Annotated in this window: 21 protein-coding genes; 13 read left to right on the top strand and 8 right to left on the bottom strand. The window is 71.1% G+C overall.

The window, feature by feature from the left end:
- Positions 1–27 precede the first annotated feature (27 nt).
- The 3 genes from MT347_RS15335 to MT347_RS15325 all read left to right on the top strand — a co-directional run bounded on the left by MT347_RS15335 (position 28) and on the right by MT347_RS15325 (position 3,473).
- On the top strand, positions 28–1,428 hold the full coding sequence (locus MT347_RS15335; protein ID WP_243502226.1) for a glycine betaine/L-proline ABC transporter ATP-binding protein: 1,401 nt from the start codon (positions 28–30) through the stop codon (positions 1,426–1,428).
- On the top strand, positions 1,428–2,432 hold the full coding sequence (locus MT347_RS15330) for a proline/glycine betaine ABC transporter permease (protein ID WP_243502170.1): 1,005 nt from the start codon (positions 1,428–1,430) through the stop codon (positions 2,430–2,432). The genes MT347_RS15335 and MT347_RS15330 overlap by 1 nt, the downstream gene beginning before the upstream one ends.
- Positions 2,433–2,567: 135 nt before the next feature.
- Positions 2,568–3,473: a glycine betaine ABC transporter substrate-binding protein gene (locus MT347_RS15325; RefSeq protein WP_243502169.1), complete on the top strand. Its 906-nt coding sequence runs from the start codon at positions 2,568–2,570 to the stop codon at positions 3,471–3,473.
- Positions 3,474–3,617: 144 nt separating this feature from the next.
- On the opposite strand, the gene MT347_RS15320 is transcribed toward MT347_RS15325, so the two are convergent.
- Positions 3,618–4,349 carry a YqjF family protein gene (locus MT347_RS15320; protein ID WP_243502168.1) on the bottom strand — a complete coding sequence of 244 codons (732 nt, stop codon included), beginning with the start codon at positions 4,347–4,349 and terminating at the stop codon, positions 3,618–3,620.
- Positions 4,350–4,396: 47 nt separating this feature from the next.
- Between MT347_RS15320 and MT347_RS15315 the strand changes: the two genes are divergently transcribed.
- Positions 4,397–4,657, top strand: coding sequence for a DUF3253 domain-containing protein (locus MT347_RS15315; protein WP_243502167.1), 261 nt, complete (start codon positions 4,397–4,399; stop codon positions 4,655–4,657).
- Between the two features lie 203 nt (positions 4,658–4,860).
- Here MT347_RS15315 and MT347_RS15310 read toward each other — a convergent pair whose 3' ends face one another.
- Together MT347_RS15310 and MT347_RS15305 are read right to left on the bottom strand one after the other, a co-directional pair.
- Positions 4,861–5,592, bottom strand: a complete 732-nt coding sequence (locus tag MT347_RS15310) for a hypothetical protein (protein ID WP_243502166.1) — start codon at positions 5,590–5,592, stop codon at positions 4,861–4,863.
- A gap of 33 nt (positions 5,593–5,625) precedes the next feature.
- Complete coding sequence (locus MT347_RS15305) at positions 5,626–6,615, bottom strand: hypothetical protein (RefSeq protein WP_243502165.1); 990 nt, start codon at positions 6,613–6,615, stop codon at positions 5,626–5,628.
- A 172-nt stretch (positions 6,616–6,787) separates the two neighbouring features.
- Here MT347_RS15305 and MT347_RS15300 point away from each other — a divergent pair, with 172 nt between their 5' ends.
- Positions 6,788–7,108: a YciI family protein gene (locus MT347_RS15300; RefSeq protein ID WP_243502164.1), complete on the top strand. Its 321-nt coding sequence runs from the start codon at positions 6,788–6,790 to the stop codon at positions 7,106–7,108.
- A 453-nt stretch (positions 7,109–7,561) separates the two neighbouring features.
- Here MT347_RS15300 and MT347_RS15295 read toward each other — a convergent pair whose 3' ends face one another.
- Both MT347_RS15295 and purL read right to left on the bottom strand, forming a co-directional pair.
- Positions 7,562–7,699 (bottom strand): hypothetical protein, encoded by a 138-nt coding sequence (locus MT347_RS15295; protein WP_243502163.1) that lies wholly within the window; start codon positions 7,697–7,699, stop codon positions 7,562–7,564.
- Between the two features lie 70 nt (positions 7,700–7,769).
- Positions 7,770–10,109, bottom strand: a complete 2,340-nt coding sequence (purL, locus tag MT347_RS15290; RefSeq protein WP_243502162.1) for a phosphoribosylformylglycinamidine synthase subunit PurL — start codon at positions 10,107–10,109, stop codon at positions 7,770–7,772.
- 460 nt (positions 10,110–10,569) lie between these two features.
- On the opposite strand from purL, the gene MT347_RS18465 reads away from it, so the two are divergent.
- Entirely contained in the window at positions 10,570–11,565 is a 996-nt protein-coding gene (locus tag MT347_RS18465) for a glycerate kinase (RefSeq protein WP_243502161.1), read from the top strand.
- A gap of 84 nt (positions 11,566–11,649) precedes the next feature.
- Positions 11,650–12,900: an FAD-dependent oxidoreductase gene (locus tag MT347_RS15280; protein WP_243502160.1), complete on the top strand. Its 1,251-nt coding sequence runs from the start codon at positions 11,650–11,652 to the stop codon at positions 12,898–12,900.
- Between the two features lie 48 nt (positions 12,901–12,948).
- On the opposite strand, the gene MT347_RS15275 is transcribed toward MT347_RS15280, so the two are convergent.
- Together MT347_RS15275 and fdhD are read right to left on the bottom strand one after the other, a co-directional pair.
- On the bottom strand, positions 12,949–15,252 hold the full coding sequence (locus MT347_RS15275; RefSeq protein ID WP_243502159.1) for an FdhF/YdeP family oxidoreductase: 2,304 nt from the start codon (positions 15,250–15,252) through the stop codon (positions 12,949–12,951).
- Between the two features lie 67 nt (positions 15,253–15,319).
- Positions 15,320–16,198, bottom strand: a complete 879-nt coding sequence (fdhD, locus tag MT347_RS15270) for a formate dehydrogenase accessory sulfurtransferase FdhD (RefSeq protein ID WP_243502158.1) — start codon at positions 16,196–16,198, stop codon at positions 15,320–15,322.
- A 300-nt stretch (positions 16,199–16,498) separates the two neighbouring features.
- On the opposite strand from fdhD, the gene MT347_RS15265 reads away from it, so the two are divergent.
- From MT347_RS15265 to MT347_RS15240, 6 genes are read left to right on the top strand one after another with little or no spacing between them, the layout of a single operon-like run.
- The gene (locus MT347_RS15265) at positions 16,499–16,975 is read left to right on the top strand and encodes an Asp23/Gls24 family envelope stress response protein (protein ID WP_243502157.1); all 477 of its coding nucleotides are present in this window, start codon (positions 16,499–16,501) and stop codon (positions 16,973–16,975) included.
- A complete protein-coding gene (locus MT347_RS15260; RefSeq protein WP_243502156.1) occupies positions 16,972–17,160 on the top strand; it encodes a DUF2273 domain-containing protein in 189 nt (62 codons plus the stop codon). Before MT347_RS15265 ends, MT347_RS15260 begins: the two co-directional genes overlap by 4 nt.
- Complete coding sequence (locus MT347_RS15255) at positions 17,157–17,546, top strand: alkaline shock response membrane anchor protein AmaP (protein ID WP_243502155.1); 390 nt, start codon at positions 17,157–17,159, stop codon at positions 17,544–17,546. Before MT347_RS15260 ends, MT347_RS15255 begins: the two co-directional genes overlap by 4 nt.
- Positions 17,546–18,127 (top strand): DUF6286 domain-containing protein, encoded by a 582-nt coding sequence (locus tag MT347_RS15250; RefSeq protein ID WP_243502154.1) that lies wholly within the window; start codon positions 17,546–17,548, stop codon positions 18,125–18,127. Before MT347_RS15255 ends, MT347_RS15250 begins: the two co-directional genes overlap by 1 nt.
- Complete coding sequence (locus tag MT347_RS15245) at positions 18,124–18,711, top strand: hypothetical protein (protein WP_243502153.1); 588 nt, start codon at positions 18,124–18,126, stop codon at positions 18,709–18,711. Before MT347_RS15250 ends, MT347_RS15245 begins: the two co-directional genes overlap by 4 nt.
- Before the next feature lie 20 nt (positions 18,712–18,731).
- Positions 18,732–19,712 (top strand): Asp23/Gls24 family envelope stress response protein, encoded by a 981-nt coding sequence (locus MT347_RS15240; protein WP_243502152.1) that lies wholly within the window; start codon positions 18,732–18,734, stop codon positions 19,710–19,712.
- A 220-nt stretch (positions 19,713–19,932) separates the two neighbouring features.
- Here the strand turns inward: MT347_RS15240 and MT347_RS15235 are convergent.
- On the bottom strand, positions 19,933–20,187 hold a 255-nt coding region (locus MT347_RS15235), incomplete at its 5' end, for an ABC transporter permease (RefSeq protein ID WP_243502151.1).

Genomic DNA, 20,187 nt, shown 5'->3' with positions numbered 1-20,187 from the left:
GTGCACACAGTGACCCATCCGCCTGCCCTGCAGACGCCCGCCTCCACGAGGCCCGCCCCGACGACCCCCGCTTCCGCGAAACCTGCCCTCGCGGCGAAGAACCTCTACAAGGTCTTCGGCCGCGCCCCCCAGGCCGCCGTCGACAGACTCCGCTCCGGCGCCCGACGCGACGAGATCTCCGACCACGGGACCGCCGCCGTCATCGACGCGAGCTTCGACGTCCAGCCCGGCGAGATCTTCGTCATCATGGGCCTCTCCGGCTCCGGCAAGTCCACCATCATCCGCATGCTGAACGGGCTGCACGAGGCCACCGCGGGAACCGTCGAGGTGCAGGGCGACGCCCTCACCGGTGTCGGCGCCGCGCGCCTGCGCTCCCTGCGCCGCGACCGCCTCGCGATGGTGTTCCAGCACTTCGCGCTGCTGCCGCACCGCACGGTCGCGGCGAACGTCGCGTATCCGCTCGAGCTCCGCGGCGTCGGCAAGACCGCGCGCCTCGCCAAGGCGAACGAGATCCTCGCCCTCGTCGGCCTCGAGGGATGGGGCGACAAGCTCCCCTCGGCCCTGTCGGGCGGTATGCAGCAGCGTGTGGGCATCGCCCGCGCCCTCGCCGCCGACACCGACATCCTGCTGATGGACGAGGCCTTCAGCGCCCTCGACCCGCTCATCCGGCGCGAGATGCAGGAGCAGCTGCTCGAACTGCAGCGGACGCTGAAGAAGACCATCGTCTTCATCACCCATGACCTCAACGAGGCGATGTTCCTCGGCGACCGCATCGCCGTCATGCGCGACGGGCGCATCGTGCAGATCGGGACGCCCGAGGACATCCTCACCGACCCGGCGAACGACTACGTCGAGCAGTTCGTGCAGGACGTCGACCGCGCCCGCGTGCTCACCGCCGGCAACGTCATGGAGCGCGCGCGTCCGCGCGTCGACGCCTCGGCCGGCCCGCGCGTCGCGCTCCGGCACATGCGCGACGCGTACATGTCGGCCGTGTACGTCACCGACCGCGACCGCAAGCCGCTCGGCATCATCACCGATCGGGATGCCATCAAGCTCGTGCGCGCGGGGGAGAACTCGCTGCGCGGCACGCTCAAGCCTCTGCCGCAGAGCGTCCGCGAAGACGACGTGCTGATGAACCTCTTCGTGCCGTCGGTCGAGTCGCCCCTCCCCCTTGCCGTGCTCGACGCGGACGGGCGCCTGACGGGCGTCATCCCGCGCGTCACCCTCCTGGCCGCGCTCGGACCCGGACCCACCTCCACCGAGGAGCTCACCGTGCTGCCCCAGCCCCTTCCCTCCGCCGAGATCGACGCGGCGCTCGAGGCCGCGGACGGTGACCCGGATGCCGAAGGCGCGGCGTTCGCGTCGACCTCGGGTTCTCGCGGTGTCGCCGGCGGAGCCGCGGCATCCGGAATTCAGGGGGTGCGCTGATGGATGGCTTCCGCCTCCCGGTCGGCTCCTGGGTGGACGCCGGTGTGGACTGGCTCCGCGACAACCTCGCGGGCGTCTTCGACGTCATCGCCGTCACCGTCCGCTTCCTCGTCGGCGGACTCAGCGACGTGCTGCTGGCCGCACCGATCGTCGTCGTGATCGTCGTCGCGGCGCTGCTCGCCTGGCTGTTGCGTTCGTGGAAGCTCGCGCTCGGCACGGTGATCGGCTTCGCGCTCATCCTCGCCATGGGGCAGTGGGTGACCGCCATGCAGACGCTCGCGCTCGTGCTCGTCGCGACGGTCGTCGCCGTGGCGATCTCGGTGCCGCTCGGCATCTGGTCGGCGCGCAACCCCACCGTGCGCGCCGTGCTGAAGCCGATCCTCGACTTCATGCAGACGATGCCCGCCTTCGTCTACCTGATCCCGGCGATCACGTTCTTCAGCATCGGCGTCGTACCCGGTGTCGTCTCCACCGTCATCTTCGCGCTGCCCCCGGGCGTGCGGCTGACCGAGCTCGGCATCCGCGGCGTGGACTCCGAGACGGTCGAGGCCGGACACGCCTTCGGCGCCACCCCGGGGCAGATCCTCCGCGGCATCCAGTTGCCGCTCGCGATGCCCACGATCATGGCGGGGGTCAACCAGGTCATCATGCTCGCGCTGTCGATGGCGGTCGTGGCCGGCATCGTCGGCGCCGACGGCCTCGGCAAGGAGGTCGTGCAGTCCATCTCGACCGTCAACCTCCCCAAGGGCGTCGAGGCGGGGCTCAGTGTGGTCGTGCTGGCTGTGTATCTCGACCGCCTCACCGCCGCGCTCGGCAACCGGGCCGACAACGGTTCCTCGCTGCTGGGCGTGCTCGCCCGACGCCGCGCGGCGCGTCCCGCCGATGTCGTCACGGCGGGGGCCACCGCGGCCCCGCACGCCGACGCGGCCGCGGCGGATGCCGCACGTGAGGCCGAACGCGAGAAGGCCTCGCCGCGCCGCGCACCGGTGTCGTCGGGGCGCTGAGCCCCCGGCATCCCCCCTTCTTCCGCGTGTGAGTCGCCAGGATTTGTCGCTTCGCCACCTGCCGAAGCGACAGATCTTGGCACCTCGCGCGGGAGAACTACGCAAATCACTGACGTTCAGGAAGAGAACAACGCAATGAACACGCGACACCTCACCACCGCCCTCGCTCTCAGCACCGTCGGCGCCCTCGCGCTCGCCGGCTGCGCCAGCGGCAACCAGGCCGAAGGCGGAAACGGCGGTGGCGGAGACAAGGGCACGATCACCCTCGGCTTCCTGCCCTCGTGGACCGACGGCCTCAGCACCGCCTACCTGCTCGAGGACCAGCTCGAGAAGCTGGGCTACACGGTCGAGATGCAGACGCTCACCGAGGCCGGTCCGCTGTACACCGGCCTCGCGCAGGGCGACGTCGACATCTACCCCTCGGCCTGGCCCGAGCTCACGCACAAGTCGTACATGGACACCTACGGCGACGAGATCGAAGACCTCGGCGCGTACTACGACGCCGCCAAGCTCACGATCGCCGTGCCGAGCTACGTCGACATCGACTCGATCGACCAGCTCGCGGCCGATGCCGCGCGCTTCGACGGCCGCATCTACGGCATCGAGCCGGGCGCGGGTCTCACGAAGCAGACGCAGGAGACGATGCTGCCCGGCTACGGCCTCGACGCGGACTTCGAGCTCGTCACCTCGTCGACCGCGGCGATGCTCACGGAGCTCGACAACGCGATCGCGGCGCAGAAGGACATCGCGGTGACGCTGTGGCGTCCGTTCTGGGCCAATGACGCCTACGATGTCAAGGACCTCGCAGACCCCCAGGGGCTGATGGGCGAGCCCGAGGCGCTGCACTTCCTCGGTACGTCCGGCTTCGCCGAAAAGTACCCGGATGCCGCCGAGCTCATCGCCGGCATCCAGCTCGACGACGAGCAGTACGGCTCGCTCGAAGACCTCGTCGTCAACGAGTTCGGCGAGGGCCGCGAGGCCGAGGCCGTGGACGCGTGGCTCGAGCAGAACCCGGCCGCGTTCTCGACGCAGCGCAGCTGACGCTCCGCTTCGCGGCGGCCCCCTTCGTTCGGAGGGGGCCGTTGTGCGCGTCCTCGCAGAACGGGCGTTTGCTCGCACTTTTCTGCCGGGATTCTGCGAGGAGACCGTCATCCTGCGGTCATCGCACCGCCCCGCCGTCGTGGGTCACCCGATCGCGTGGGCGCCCGTGAACCGGGTGATGAACCCGGGGTGGCCCTCCGGCATCGCCAGCACCGAATCCGGCGCGCGCCCGGCGAGCTGGGGGAAGCCGGAATCGGCGACGAGGTCGTCGTCGAGGTCGTCGAGCTCGGCGGAGACGAGGGGCCACGGCTCGTGCGTGTTCGCCGCCCAGATCGTGCGCCCGAGGTGCCGCTCGTGGAACCCCCAGCGGGCGGTGACGAAGCGCGACAGGGGCGTGTCGACCGTCTCGGAGCCAAGGGTCGCGCGCAGGCGCGTACCCGGATGCCGACCCCCGTGGCGCCGCGACCGGAACTCGATGCGAGAGCCGTCGGTGCGCACCCCGGCGCGAGCCCACCGGTAGGGGAGGCCGAACAACGCCCGAGCGGCGAGTACGGGAGCCAGGTGTTCGGCCTCGAGGGTGCGGAAGACGACTCCGCGTCGCCCCTCCTCGTCGATCGCGTAGGTGCGCACGTTGATCTCGGTGAAGGTGCCGAGAAGGGGCACCGGCGGCAGCGGGAGGAAGCGGAACTCGCTCAGCACGAACGGCACGAGTCCGACCCAGGCGGAGCCGTCGTGGACGTCGGGACGCGTGCCCGGGGGCAGAAGGGGCGCGACCTCGGCCGGATCGACCCGCCAGTGCACGAACACGGCGCGATTCCAGCGTTGCGCGATGACGGCGCGGCCGGGGAGGCCGGGGGCGTGGCGCTCGGTGATCACCGGGTCATTCTGACCCCGACGCCGAGCCGCGGAGGGACACTGGACAGATGGCCCCGTCATCTGGTGCAGACCCGCGGCTCGTGGCATCCATCCGCGACCTGCTGGCCGCGCGCGACGCCGACAAGACGATCTGTCCCTCCGAGGCCGCGCGCGCCGTCGGGGGCGACGACTGGCGCGATCTCATGCAGCCGGCGCGCGACGCTGCCCACGAACTGGTGGGCCTCGGCGAGGTCGAGGTGACGCAGAAGGGCGAAGTGGTCGACGTGACGACGGCGCGGGGGCCGGTACGGATCCGCCGGAAGCGGTGACGCGGCCGGGCCGTGTCCATGAATGCTTCGCAGGCCACGGGCCTTGCGCCGCGGGCCGAGGGGGGGTGGGGCTTTGTGCCGCGGGCTGTGGGGCGTTGGGCGAGGTGACGGCGCCTCGCAGATCCGTGCGCATCTCGCAGAGTCCCGCTCGAAGAGTGCGAGAACGGCGCCATTCTGCGAGACCCGGGACGGGCAGTCGCCCGTCAGACCGCCGGCTCGGGTGGCGGGGATGCCGGGACGCTCGGTGTGCGGGGGAGTTCGAGCGCGACCTTCTTCTCCAGCACGTCGACGGCCTCGTCGGAGAGGAGGATGAGCCCGTCGAGCTCTTCGCGCACGCGGCGGTACGCCAGCTGGCGCTCGTTCGGCGTCGCGGCCTGGTCGGTCGCGACGATGAGCAGTTGCTTGGCGGTGTCGAGACGCTTGCGTTCGTCGGCGGTGAAGGCGGCGTCTTTCACGCGTCGAGCGTCGCGCTCGGCCACGTCGAAGGCGACCTCGTAGTCGGTGACGGCGTCGCGGTACTCCCTGAGGCGCTCCGACGAGAGGGTCTCGCCCTCATCCGGGCGCAGCTTGTCGGCCGCTTTCTTGGCACGCAGGAACGCGGCCGTCAGCGGCTGGCGTCCGTCGCTCATCGCGGGGTAGGTGATGAGCTTCGTCGCGTCGAGCTCGTACTCGAGCCAGCGGTGCGTGACCTCGTCCTGCGCGGCGACCACACGTCCTTGCAGGCCGACCTCGCCCGTCGGCGGTGCCGACTCGATGATCGCCGCGGGTGCCGGAACGGACCCTTGGGCCTTCAACAACTCCAGCTGCTCGCGGTGGCGGCGCCGGGCGGTGACTTCGCGGTGCTTCACGCGCGCGTTGATGGCGCCCATCGTCATCCCGAAGACCGGGAACACGAGCCACCAGTAATGTCCGGCGAAGGTCCAGAACTCATTCACGGCGCCATGCTACGCCGCCGGGCTCTCGCTCTCTCAGGATGCGGGCGGACTCGGCCGGTCTCGTGCGGGGGGCGGCCAGATCGGGCTCTCCTGGGGCGCGCGAGGCCCGGCATCCGGGCTCTTCTTCTGCGTGCGTTTCGCGGCGCGCTCGGTCCATTTGTCGGCCGCGGCGCGGCCCATCGAATCCATCGAGCGGGCCAGGGCGCGCTGGGCGGTCTCGGCGAGATCGGATGCCACCCGGCTCCAGGCGTCATTGCCCTCGACGCTCGGCTGTCCGCCACTGTGACGGGCCGCCCGCTCGGCACGATCGAACGCGTGCGAGGTGCGGCGAACGGCGTCGCGGTAGGCGAGGAACTCGGCCGGCTCGAGGCGGGTCTGCGCCGACGCGGGGCGCAGCCACTGGGCTCGCTCGTGCGCCCGTAGGAACTCTGCGAGAAGAGGGGAGCGCGAGTCGCTCATGGCGGGGAAGTCGATCGCGAGGCCCGGGTCGGTCTCGTAGGCCATCCACCGCGCGAGGATCGCGTCGTGCTGGGCGAGGACGTGCACCACGGGCAGCGGAGCGCTGCCCGAGCGGATGGCGGGGAGCATGGCCTTGGCAGCCTTGACCCCGGCGCGCCGCGCGCGGACCTCGGCGGCCGCCGCGCGCAGATCACGCTGCGCGTCGACGAGACGCGCGCGTGCGGCTGTGACCGCGTCGGCCGAGACCCGGGATGCCGCCCGCTCGGCCTGAGCGCGCACCACCTCGGCGTCGGCGACCTTCACGTCGGCCCGGCCGCGGGTGACGGCGTTTCGGGCGATCTGCAGGTCGAGCTGGGCGGCATCCAGCTCGAGGCGACGCGCGGCGGCCTTGCCGAGGGGGCGCGAGGCCCAGGCGCGGGCCGCACGGTCGCCGGTCGAGGTGGCACCGGCGGGCAGAGCGCGCTGGCGGGTTCGGCGCACGCCGACCCAGCCGAGTGTGCCGGCACCGGCCGCTGCGGGGCCGATCCACCACCACTCGGTGAGAAAGATCACCAGTGGTTCCACGCTCCCATGCTACGTCGGGCCACTGACATCGCGCCGGGCGTCGGGCTGTTTCACGCGCGGACGGGGTGGCAACCGCCGGCACGGATCGCCTCGCCCCCCTCGGCGGACAGGCCGCGGCACGTGCCCTGTCGCGCAGTCTGTGGGAGGGTGGGCGCAACTGAGGGAGGTCGGGATGAAGGTCATGCTGCTGATGTGGTCGGACGACAGCTACTCCGGCGGCGGTGACGCCGCCGACTACGCCGCCTGGGCCGAGTTCGAACAGGTGCTGCGCGGCGACGGAGTGCTCACCGATTCGGGCCACTTCGCCGAACCCGTCGACGCACGAACGGTCGTCACGTCGATCTCCGCCGAACCGGATGCCGCGCTGGAACCGTCACCGGCCCTGGCGGGGTACTACCTGCTCGAGGTCGACGGTCTCGATACCGCCTCGGCCTACGCGCGCCGCGCGCCGCTGTACGGCACGGTCGAGGTCCGCCCGCTCGTCCAGTACTGACGCACCGGAGGTGTCCCCGGGGAGGCCTGGCGTGTGCCGGGGTGTCGCCGGGGAGGCTGGGCGTGTGCCGGGTGTCGCCGGGGAGGCTGGGCGTGTGCCGGGTGTCGCAGGGGAGGCCTGGCGTGTGCCGGGTGTCGCAGGGGAGGCCTGGCGTGTGCCGGGTGTCGCCGGGGAGGCCGGACGTGCGCCGGGTGTCGCCGGCGAGGTCGGCTCGGTATCGGGTGTCCGCTCGGCGTGCCGGGTGTCGGCCGGGAGGCGGGTTCCGTACCGGGTGTCCGCTCGGCATGCCGGGTGTCGGCCGGCACGCCGGCTGCGTGTCGGGCATCGCCGCCGGAGCTCCTCCGCGTCGGGCATCGTCGCCGGAGCTCCTCCGCGTCGCGCGTCGCCGCCGGAGCTCCATCCGTGTCGGAGGTCGCCGCTCGCCCGCTCCGTGTCGAACGGCCGCGCGCGTCCTCAGCCGAGGAGCAGCGAGATGACGGTGGCGCCGCCACCGGTGAGGACGAGGGCGGCGATCACGACCCACGCGGTGATCTTGACGCGCTTCTGGCGCTGGTCGCTGAACACGGTCATGTCGTCGTCGTCATCGGTCATCGCGCGTCTCCTCTCTTCGGGGTGATCGATCGGTACGTGTCGGGAGCAGTTCGGCGCGAGCCCTGCGGCGTCAGGCCACGGGCTCCGAGACGGTGGGACCGAAGACCGCGGGCAGCGTCTCGTTCGACAGGCGGCGCAGCTCCGACAGGGCGACGGTGAACACATCCTGGATCTCGAGGGATGCCTCGGTGCCCGGCTCGACGTCGGTCACGCCGATGCGCAGCACCGGGTAGCCACGGCCGTTGCAGAGGCCCCGGAACTTGACGTCCTCTTCGCGGGGCACGCTGACCAGCACGCGGCCGGTCGACTCGCTGAAGAGGGCGGCCGTGGCATCCACGCCGTCACGCTCCATCAGCTCGGTCAGCCACACGCGCGCGCCGACGCCGAAGCGCATGACGCCCTCGGCGAGGGTCTGTGCGAGCCCGCCCGACGACAGGTCGTGCGCGCTCGACACGAGCGACTGGGACCCGGCGGCCTGCAGCAGCTCGGCCAGCTTGCGCTCCTGCGCGAGGTCGACCTTCGGGGGGCGACCGCCGAGGTGGTCGTGGATGGTGCCGGCCCACTGCGAACCGTCGAGCTCGTCGGCGGTGGTGCCGAGCAGGTAGAGGTTCTCGCCGGCATCCTGCCAGCCGCTGGGGATGCGCGCGGCGACGTCGTCGATGATGCCCAGGACGCCCACGACGGGGGTCGGGTGGATCGGCTGGTCACCGGTCTGGTTGTAGAACGAGACGTTGCCGCCCGTGACCGGGATGCCGAGCTCGAGGCATCCATCGCTCAGACCCTCGACGGCCTGGCTGAACTGCCACATGACCTCGGGGTTCTCGGGGCTGCCGAAGTTGAGGCAGTCGGTGACGGCCGTGGGCACGGCACCCGTGACGGCGACGTTGCGGTACGCCTCGGCCAGGGCGAGCTTCGCGCCGTTGTAGGGGTCGAGCTGGTTGTAGCGGCCGTTGCAGTCGGTGGCGATGGCGAAGCCGAGGCCGGTCTCTTCGTCGACGCGGATCATGCCGGCGTCGTCGGGGAAGCTCAGCGCCGTGTTGCCGAGCACGTAGTAATCGTACTGATTGGTGATCCACGAGGTGTCGGCGAGGTTGGGGCTCGCCACGAGCGTCGTGAACTGCTCGCGCAACACCTCGTTGTCGGTGGCGCGGGGCAGCGTCGCGGAGGAGTCGTCGTTGAGCGCGTCGATCCACGTGGGATAGGCGACCGGGCGCTCGTAGACCGGGCCGTCGACCGCGACGGTCGAGGGGTCGACGTCGACGATGCGCTCGCCGTACCAGTCGATGACGAGGCGACCGTCGCCGGTGACCTCGCCGAGCACGCTCGTCTCGACGTCCCACTTGCCGACGACGGCGAGGAACGCGTCGAGCTTCTCGGGCGCGACGATCGCCATCATGCGCTCCTGCGACTCCGACATGAGGATCTCTTCGGGCGTGAGCGAGGGGTCGCGCAGCAGCACCTTCGAGAGTTCGACCTTCATGCCGCTGTCGCCGTTGGCGGCGAGCTCACTCGTGGCGCACGAGATGCCCGCGGCTCCGAGGTCTTGAATGGCCTCGACGAGGTCGTCTTTGTACAGCTCGAGGCAGCACTCGATGAGCACCTTCTCGGCGAACGGGTCGCCCACCTGCACCGCGGGGCGCTTGGTGGGACCGCCGTCGGCGAAGGTGTCGGATGCCAGGATGCTCGCGCCGCCGATGCCGTCGCCGCCCGTGCGGGCGCCGAAGAGCACGACCTTGTTGCCCACGCCGGTGGCATTGGCGAGCTTGATGTCTTCGTGGCGCATGACGCCGACCGCGAGGGCGTTGACGAGCGGGTTGCCCTGGTAGACCGCGTCGAACACCGTCTCGCCGCCGATGTTGGGCAGGCCCAGGCAGTTGCCGTAGAACGAGATGCCGCTGGTGACACCGTGCACGACGCGCGGGGTGTCGGGGTGGTCGATGGCGCCGAAGCGCAGCTGGTCCATGATCGCGACGGGGCGCGCGCCCATCGAGATGATGTCGCGGACGATGCCGCCGACCCCGGTCGCCGCGCCCTGGAACGGCTCGATGTAGCTCGGGTGGTTGTGCGACTCCACCTTGAAGGTGACCGCCCAGCCGTCGCCCACGTCGACGACGCCGGCGTTCTGGCCCATGCCCACCATGAGGCGGGTCTTCATCTCGTCGCTGACCTTCTGGCCGAACTGACGGAGGTAGATCTTGCTCGACTTGTAGGAGCAGTGTTCGCTCCACATGACGGAGTACATCGCCAGCTCGCCACTGGTGGGGCGGCGGCCTAGGATCTCGCGGATCTGGGCGTACTCGTCGCTCTTGAGACCGAGGGCGCCGTACGGCTGATCCTTCTCGGGCGTCGCGATCGCGTTGTCGACGGTGTCAGCAAGAGCTGTACGGGCGGCGGGGTTCGGGGTGGTCACGCGGCTGAGCTCCAAGATCGCAGGGGCCGGACGGGAGTCAGTCTAGTTGGGCGCGCCGACATTGCCCGGGGCCGGGTCGAGTGGGGGCCGGTGGTGGGGGAGACCCGAGGCCGAGCGTGGGGCCGGGGTCGGGTGGGACCGGGTGTCGGGCGGAGGCCGGGGTGCGGTGGGTGCGCAAGGTCAGCGATCTGCGCAGGGTCAGTCCGATTCGCGGCATCCGGGCTGAGATCGTGCGAATCGCTGAGGTTGTGCACCGCGGGAGCCGCCCCGACGCCTCCGCGTCCCGCCTCCCCGCCTCCCGTCCCGGCTCACCGTCCCGCCTCCCCGTCCCGCCTCCCGTCCCGCGGCTCACCGTCCCGGCTCCCCGTCCCGGACACCCATTCCCACCCCGTCCGCCCCGCCGACGCGATCTCCGCGCGGCGGTAGGGTGCACACACCCGCTCCCCAACGGAGGTGCCCCGTGCGCGTGGTCATCGCCCCCGACAAGTTCAAGGGCACGCTCACCGCGGCTGAGGCGGCGGATGCAATGGCCTCGGCCGTTCGCGAGCGATGGCCCGATGCGGTGCTGACGGTGATCCCCATGGCCGACGGCGGCGACGGGACCCTCGACGCGCTCGGGGGAGCGAACCGCCACGCCACCGTGACCGGGCCCCTGGGGAGACCGGTCGACGCCGCCTGGCGCCTCGACGGCGGGCTCGCCGTGATCGAGTCGGCCGCGGCATCCGGGCTCGTGCTCGCCGGCGGAGCGGAGGGGAACGATCCGTGGGGCGCCACCACCCGCGGCGTCGGCGAACTCGTCGCTCGAGCGATCGACGCGGGAGCCGAGCGGATCGTCGTGGGCATGGGCGGGTCGGCGACCACCGACGGCGGCCGCGGCGCGATCGAGGCGCTGGGCGACCTCGTGCCGTTCGCGCCGGGGCGGGTCGTCGTGCTGACCGACACGACCGTGACGTTCGACGACGCGGCCCGGGTGTTCGGGCCGCAGAAGGGCGCGGATCCGGCATCGGTCGAGCGGCTCACCGTCAGGCTCGGGGCGGATGCCGACGGCCTCGCCGTCCGGTTCGGCCGCGACCCGCGGAGCGCACCGCGCACGGGAGCCGCCGGCGGGCTGTCGGGGGCGTTGTTCGCGGCGGGCGCCGACCTCGTCGACGGCGCGGCCTATATCGCCGGCGTCCTCGCGCTCGAGACCGCCGTCGCCGCGGCCGATCTCGTGGTCACCGGGGAGGGGGCGTTCGATGCCACGAGCCTCGCGGGCAAGGGGCCGGGGCATGTGCTCGCGCTCGCCGCGTCGCATGGCGTGCGGTCGGTGGTCGTCGCGGGCATCGTCGCGGACGAGGTGCGGGGCACAGGCGTCGTCGCGCTGGTCGACGTCGTCGGCAGGCAGCGGGCACTCTCACACCCCGCGGACGCCGTCCGTGCCGCCACGGGGAAGGCTCTCGCCGCTTTTCATCCCTGAGCGGCCCGGGCGGAGACTCCTCGACCCGCGGGCTGGCCGACGCCGCGTTCGGGGAGCAGAATGGCCCGCGTCGGAAGGACGGACATGGCCGATGAGCCCCACCGCACCACGTGCGTCATCGCCGGCGGCGGTCCCGCCGGCATGGTGCTCGGCCTGCTGCTCGCGCGTGGCGGCATCCGGGTCACCGTGCTCGAGAAGCACGCCGACTTCCTCCGCGACTTCCGAGGCGACACGGTTCATCCCTCGACGTTGCGGCTGCTCGACGAGCTGGGACTGTTCGACCGGTTCGATCGCCTACCGCAATCGCGCGTGACGCGGTTCCGGCTCCCCGGCCCCGACGGACGGGAGGTCGTGCTCGCCGACATGGGTCGCGTGCGGGCACCGCATCGCTACATCGCGATGGTGCCGCAGTGGGATCTGCTCGACATGCTCGCCGAGGCAGCGCAGGAGGAACCGTCGTTCACGCTCCTGACCCGGCACGAGGTCACCGACGTCGTGCGCGGCGGCGGCCGCGTGCGCGGTGTGCGCTATACCTCGCCCGACGGCGACGGGGAACTGCTCGCCGACCTGACGGTGGCGTGCGATGGACGGTGGTCGGTCGTCCGCCGGGCTCTCGATCTCCCCGCGTGCGACTTCCCCGTGCCGTTCGACATCTGGTGGTACCGCATCGACACCGCTCACCACCTCGATGACGCCCTTGTTCCGCGGGCGGTCGGGCGCCGCATGTGCATCGCGATCCCGCGGCGCGGCTATGTGCAGATGGCTCTGATCGGGAAGAAGGGCACGGATGCCGCGCTGCGCGCAGGCGGTGTCGACGCCGTGCGCGCCCTCTCCGCGGAGTTGCTGCCCGAACTCGCCGGCGACGCACGTGCGATCGCCTCGATCGACGACGTGAAACACCTCGACGTGCAGCTGAACCGGCTCCGCCGCTGGCACGCGAACGGCGTCCTGTGCATCGGCGACGCCGCACATGCGATGTCGCCGATGGGAGGAGTGGGCATCAACCTCGCCGTTCAGGACGCCGTGGCCACGGCGCGACTGCTGGCCGAGCCGTTACGTCGGGGTGCGCTCTCGGGCACGGGATCCGGTCGCGTGATCGCGCGTGTGCAGCGGCGCCGACGTCTGCCGACCGTGATCATCCAAGGCGTGCAGCGCATCCTGCACGCGCGGGTGATCGCCCCCGTCATCCGCGACGGACGGCCCCTGAGACTGCCCCGGGGCATGGCGAGCCTGCTGAGGCGTCTGCCGATGCTCAGCGCGATCCCCGCGTACCTGATCGGGATGGGTCCACGGCCCGAGCGCGCGCCCCGATGGGCGCGGCGCTCGAGCCGCTGAGCGCCGCGGAGCCCCGTGCGGTGCGCCCCACCGCGCACGCGGGGCGCGTCAGCCCGCGGTCTTCGCGATCCGCACGCGGATGTCCTTCATCAACGGCTGGTCGCTCTGGCGGCTGTAGTCGTCGGGGCCGAGCAGCACGTTCAGCTCGGGGAAGTACCCGGCGGCGCTCCCGCGCGGGGTGTCGTACTGAAGCGCCCGGAAGGCCGTGACGCTGCGCACAGACCCGTCGCGAGAGGTGGCGACGATGTCGACCAGGTCGCCCTCGGCGATATCGCGCTCCTTCATGTCGCGCCGATTCATGAACACCAGCTCGCGGATGTTCCGGACCCCGCGGTAGCGGTCGTCGGCCGAGTAGATCGTGGTGTTCCACTGGTCGTGCGAGCGCATGGTCTGCAGCACCAGCACGTCGGCCTCCGCGGGGATGACGTTCGGCAGATCGGCCCGCGAGAATTCGGCCTTGCCCGACGGCGTGCGGAAGTCGCGCTCGCGCGCGGGCTGCGGGACGCGGAAACCGTAGTGCTGGCGCACGAGTTCGTTGAACCCCTCGAATCCGGGGAGGACCTTCGCCATCGTGTCGCGGATGCGGTCGTAGTCGCCCACGTACCACTCCCACGGCGTCGCGGAGTCCGGCATCGACGCACGGGCAATGCGGGCGATGATCTCGGGCTCGCTCAGCAGGTGCGGCGACGCCGGGCGTCGGGAGCCGAGCGAGAGCATGACGGAGCTCATGGCATCCTCGGTCGAGATCGACTGCGGACCCGCCTCTTGCACGTCGCGCTCGGTGCGTCCGAGGCACGGGAGGATCAGCGCCTGTTTCCCGTGGGTGAGGTGGCTGCGGTTCAGCTTGGTGCTGACGTGCGCGGTGAGCTCGCAGCGCCCCATGCCCTCGGCGGTGAGCGTGGTGTCGGGGGCGGCGCGGACGAAGTTGCCGCCCATGCCGAGGAAGACCTTGAGGTCGCCGCGGTGCAGCGCCGCGACCGTGTGCACGGTGTCGAGACCGGGCTCGCGCGGGGAGGTGATGCCGCAGACCTCGTCGAGCTTCGCGAGCCACTCCTCGGTGGGCTTGTGGTTGATACCGCACGTGCGGTTGCCCTGCACGTTGCTGTGGCCGCGGACGGGAGAGGGGCCGGTGCCCGTGCGTCCGACGTTGCCGCGCAGGAGCAGCAGGTTGACGATCTCGCGCACGGTGTCGACGCCGTGCTGGTGCTGGCTGACGCCCAGGCACCAGCTGATGACGCACCGTTCGGAGGCGAGGTAGACGGCTGCTGCGGCGCGGATCTCGGCCTCGGTGAGGCCGGCCTGCTCGACGAGCTGGTCCCAGTCCGTGGCCTCGACCAGCGAGCGGTACTCGTCGAGCCCACTCGTGTACTCGTCGAGGAACGCCTGGTCGAGGGCGGTGGGGTCGGTCTCGGAGGCCTCGAAGACGACCTTGGCCATGCCGCGCACGAGCGCGAGGTCGCCTCCCGGGCGCACCTGCAAGTTCATCGTGCTGGTCGGGGTGCTGTGGAACGTCGCCATGTCGACGATCTCGTGCGGCACGATCGTGCGGGTCCCCGCCACCTCGCGCAGCGGATTGACGTGCACGACCTGCGCGCCGCGGTCGATGGCCTCGGCGAGGCTCGTGAGCATGCGCGGGGCGTTCGAGGCGGCGTTCACGCCCAGCACGAACAGCGCGTCGCACGACGCCCAGTCCTCGAGGTCGGCGGTCCCTTTGCCCGTGGCGAGGGATGCCGTGAGCCCGCGACCCGAGCCTTCATGGCACATGTTGGAGCAGTCGGGGAGGTTGTTGGTCCCGAGTTCGCGGGCGAACAGCTGGTACAGGAACGACGCTTCGTTGCTGAGGCGGCCGGAGGTGTAGAAAGCAGCCTGATCGGGGGATTCCAGCGCCGTGAGGTGCTGCGCGATCAGGCGGAACGCGTCGTTCCACGAGATGGGCACGTAGTGGTCGGTCTCGGCGTCGTACGCCATCGGACCGGCGAGGCGTCCGGCATCCTCCAGCTCGAAATCGCTCCACTGCGACAGCTCCGTCACGGAGTGTTCGGCGAAGAACTCCTTGCCGACCCGCTTGTGCGTCATCTCCCACGTGACGTGCTTGATGCCGTTCTCGCAGATGTCGAGGGCGACGCCCTTGTCGTCGGGCCATGCGCATCCGGGGCAGTCGAAGCCGCTCTTCGGGTGGTTCATCGTGAACATCGCCTTGGTGCCGGCGAGGGGCTGGCGCTGTTCGAGCAGCACCTTGCCCACGGTGAGGGCGGCGCCCCAGCCGGCGGCGGGATGCTCGTAGGCACCCGTGCTCGACCAGTCCCCGTCGACCTGCGGCCCGAGGCCTCCCTGACGTGGCTTCTCGGTCATCAGTCCAAAGGACTCACCCATGTCGACCCTCCGGTGGTCATGGCGCCGGGCTCGTGGCATCCGGTCGTCAGCGTACGCTCGCGGTCTCGTGCTCCGCCGGGGTTGTGGACGGCGCGACGATGCGATTCGCCCGCGTGTACAGGTTCATGCTCGACCCGCGCACGAACGCCGCGAGGGTGAGACCCGCGCGCTCGGCCAGCTCGATCGCGAGGGAGGAGGGGGCCGAGACGGCGGAGAGCATCGGGATGCCGGCCATCACGGCCTTCTGCACCAGCTCGAAGCTGACGCGGCCCGAGACCTGCAGCACGGTTCCCCGGAGCGGCAATCGGTCGTTCAGCAGCGCCCACCCGACCACCTTGTCGACGGCGTTGTGTCGCCCCACGTCTTCGCGGGCGACGAGCAGCTCCCCGCTCGCCACGTCGAAGAGGGCCGCGCCGTGCAGCCCGCCGGTCTTGTCGAAGGTCTTCTGCTGTTCGCGCAGCCGGTCGGGGAAGGCCGCCACGTCGTGCGCCGACACCGTCAGCGGGTCGGTCGACACGTCGTAGGTCGACACCTTCTCGACCGCCTCGATGGACGCCGTGCCGCACACCCCGCACGAGCTCGTCGTGTAGAACGACCGCGCGATGTCGGGGGAGGGAAGGGCGACACCCGGCGCGAGCGTGAGGTCGAGCACGTTGTAGGTGTTGCCGTCGGCGCCGCCGGTGCCCGGCCCCCCGCAGTGGATCGCGCGGGCGAACTGGTCGCCCCGGCTGAGCACGCCCTCCGACACGAGGAAGCCGGCGGCCAGCTCGACGTCGTGGCCCGGCGTGCGCATGGTCACGGCCAGGGGGGAGCCCGCGACGCGGATCTCGAGCGGTTCTTCGACCGCGATGGCATCCGGTCGCTGGCGGTTCACGCCCTCGAGGGTGATGCGCGTGACGCGACGAGACGTGGTGAGACGGCCCATGTCAGTCGCGCCCGCGGGGAGGGAAGAGGGACATGGGGGAAGCGTACGCCGGGCCGCCGACACCGGGTCGCGTGGGGGAGGTGATCCGGCGACGGGAGGATTGCCCGGCCCTGCGGCATCCTCCGCTCCCCGGATCACCTGCCGTCGCGGTCGCGACGCGCATCCCTATTCGCGCGAATACAGATCTCGGAAGTTTTTTCAAGTCCGACGTGACGTTAACCCGACCCGGTACGTCTTAGTCATGTAGGTCGAAATACCTACCCCGGAGCTTCCGGGTCACGAACTCCGAAAGGCATCGACATGGCTGAGAACACCACCCCCGCCGCCCAGAACGTTCCCCAGGCGGCGTCGCGCGTGAACCGTCCCCTGAACGCCCGCGGACAGGACGCCCACACCGAGGGCAAGACGACGATCGCCGAGGGCGTCGTCGCCAAGGTCGCCGGGATCGCGGCCCGTGAGGTCTCCGGCGTGTACGCGCTCGGTGGCGGCGGAGCCCGTGCGCTCGGTGCCATCCGTGACGCGATCAACGCCACCGACCTGACGCAGGGCGTCAAGGTCGAGGTCGGCGAGTCGCAGGCCGCCGCCGACATCACCATCGTCGTCGAGTACGGTGCCCCCATCCAGGAGGTCGCCGACCAGGTTCGCTCGCGCGTCGCCGGTGCCATCAACCGCCTCGTCGGTCTCGAGGTCGTCGAGGTCAACGTCGACGTGAACGACGTCCACATCCCGGGCGACGACAACAACGACGACGACAGCAACGAAAAGCGCGTTCAGTGAGCGCCACGACGAAGGGCGCCCTCGTCGGGCTCGTCCTGGCCCTCAGCGCCCTGATCTTCGGCTTCTGGGGATTCGTCCTCGTCGCCCTCTTCATGGCGATCGGCGTGGTCGTCGCCCGCATCACGGCGGGTGAACTCGACTTCGGCAACATCGTCAACGCCTTCAAGGGTCGGAGCACATCGTGACCACCGTCACCGCTTCCCCCGGGGCCGGCAACCGTGCGGTTGCCGGCCCCGGCCTCCCCGCGGGCCGCGTGCACATCGCGGATCGCGTTCTGCAGAAGACGGCCGAACGGGCTGCTGCCGACGTGATCGGTGTGGATGCCAAGAACGTGCACGTCGAGATCGTCTCGGCCCGCGACACCGCCGCGGTGCGGATCACCTCGCCGTTCCCGGTGCCGCGCCTCGACGACACCGAGGCCGTGCGCGGCGCGACCCCCGTGCTCGAAGCCGCTCGCACGGCCCAGAGCGAGCTGCGTTCGCGCCTCACCCGGCTGTTCGGCCGCGAGATCTCGCGCGTCGACCTGACCATCTCGGGCGCCTCCGCCCCCCAGCGAAAGCGAGTGCTGTGATGACTGACGCCGTCCTCCGCACCGTCGTGAGCCGCGAAACCCATTCGCCCCGCACCGTGGCCATGCTCGTCGTGGTCGTGCTGCTGCTGCTCGTCCTGGCGTATGCCGCGGTCGAGATCATCTTGAGCCTCGTCGGCGCGCAGCCGCTGCTGGTCGCCCCGGGCGAGGCTCTGAACGCCGTCGTCGCCGCTCCCACGGCCCTGATGCCCGTCGCGTTCATCGTCGGCGGCGTCGTGCTGGCCGTCCTCGGCCTGCTCGTGCTCATCCTGGCCCTCAAGCCGGGCCGCCTCTCGCGTCACGAGATGCAGTGGGGAGAGCGCGCCGTCGTCGTCGACAACGGCGTCGTGGCATCCGCCATCGCCCAGCACCTCAGCAACGAGTCCGGCATCGCGCGCGACGACATCGTGGTGGGCGTCGCGCACCGCTCGGTCGATGTGACCGTTCGTCCGCCGGTCGGCATCCCGGTCGACGAGGCGCAGCTGCGCCACATCGTCGACGAGGAGATCGCCGCTTACAAGTTGACGCCCGCCGTGCGTTCCCACGTGCGCGTGGAGCGTCCCGATACCAAGGAGTCCCGATGAATGCGACGCGTCGCGGTCTGAACCGCTTCGTCCTCTTCCTGGTCGCCGTCGTGCTGCTCGCCGCGGGCGCCCTCGCGCTCGCCGTGGGCCTCCTGCCCGGAGGGACCGACACCTGGACCTCCGTGACGGGCGGTTTCCAGGGCTGGCTCGAGTCGCTCGGACGCGAGTCCGCCGGCTGGGGTGCGGTCGCCGCCTTTGTTGTGCTGGCCGTCATCCTCATCGTCATCGCGTCGTCGGCCGTGCGCGGTCGCCGTCACGCGCCGCTGCAGTCCACCGGCAGCGCGGGCGCCGAGGGCCGCATCACGGTCTCCGACGGCTTCGCCTCGGAGGCGCTGAAGAACGCTCTCGCCGAGCGCGACGAGATCCTGTCCTCCCGCGTCACCGCCGGCGAGGTCAACCGGGAGTCGGTGCTGCACGTCGCGGTGACCCCGCGCCAGAACACCTCACCCCGACAGGTCGCCGAGCACGTCGACACCCTCGTCACCAACCTGGCGACGCTCACCGGACAGAACCTGCGCGCCTACATCTCCATCCACACGGGTCTGCGCGCCAAACTCGCGCGCGACAACACCCGCGTTCACTGACACCCCCACGAGGAGACGTCATGACCACCATCGATGCCACCATCGACCCACCTGATCTGGACGCGGCGGCGACCCTTGTCGCGACGGCAGCGGGTTCCGTGCCCGGCGTGCACGCGCTCGGCAGCTTGCTGGGCCGCGCGTCCGACGCCGTTCGCGAACGCGTCGGACTCTCCCGCACCGCCCCCGGCGTCAAGATCGACACCGACCGCACGGGCTCGGTCGCCGCGACCGTCTCGCTCGTCGTCGATTACCCGCACAAGCTGCACGCGGTCTCCGACGCCGTGCGCACCGCGGTCCGCTCCGCTCTGGAGCCCCTCGGGCGCGGAGAGATCGACGTGAACGTCGTCGTGACCGGCGTCTTCGGTCCGTTCGACCGCGACGTCGTCGACGAGGCCGAAGAGAAGGCGGATGCCGTCGCGGCCCGTGCATCGGAGGTCGTCGACGACGTCAAGGCCCGGTCGAAGGATGCCGCGGCCCGCGCCTCGGCGGTGGCTGATGATGTGAAGGCCCGGACGTCGGCGGCCGCCGACGACGCGAAGGCTCGTGCTTCCGTGGTGGCCGACGATGTGAGGGCCCGGTCGAAGGATGCCGCGGCCCGCGCCTCCGCTGTCGCCGACGACGCGGTGGCGAGGTCGAAGGACCTCGCGGCAAGCGCCTCGGAGACCGTCGACGTCGCCGTGTCGAAGGCGAAGGACGTCGCCGCCGGCGCGGCGGCCGCCGTCGATGAGACGGTGAGGGCGGCCCGCGAGCGTGTCGCCTCGAACGACTCGAGGGCGGACATCGACGCTGTGGATCGCGTGACCGACGGCCTCGAGCCCGAGCGCCCCGCAGAGGCCGTTCCCGCCGCTGAGCGTGGCGACGTGCGCGACGTGGTCGCGGACGCTCTGGAGGACGCCGCGGTCGACATCGCGATCGCCGCCGACGAGGTGCGCGCCGACGACGAGACCCCGGCGACGGACAGCGTGCAGTCGGTCGTGGAGGACGATCGCCGCAGGTCCTGACGCAAATCGACTCCCCGCAAGGGCGCTCCGGCTTCGGCGGGGCGCCCTTCGTCTTTCACGAGTCTCGAAGGGACCGGGCGCGCGGATACGGCCGACAGGGCCCTCGTCCCCCTGGACGCTGGGTGGACCGGTCTCGACCGAGCCGGACGAGTCAGGCGGCGACTCCGCCACTGTTCGAGATGAGGCGCAGGCTCGATGAGCTCACGTCCTCGGGCGACACCTACGCGCCTCTCAGCGCGGTGACCGGTTCGATCTTGCTTGCTCGAAGGGCGGGAATACCGCCGGCGAGCAGCCCGATGACGGCGCCGAGGAGTGCGCCGCCGGTGGCGATGAGGGGGTCGAGGACGGGTGTCCACTGTTGGACGACGGATATCAGGACGACGGAGAGCACACCGACCGAGGCGCCGATGAGCCCGCCCAGCAGGCCGATGACGACCGATTCGACGACGAACTGCCCGGCAATCTGTCTGCGGGT

It is taken from the genome of Microbacterium sp. VKM Ac-2923 (assembly GCF_022815605.1).
Taxonomy (GTDB): Bacteria; Actinomycetota; Actinomycetes; order Actinomycetales; family Microbacteriaceae; genus Microbacterium.
Note: the sequence above shows the minus strand (reverse complement) of the source record. Positions and strands in the feature narration are given on the sequence as shown.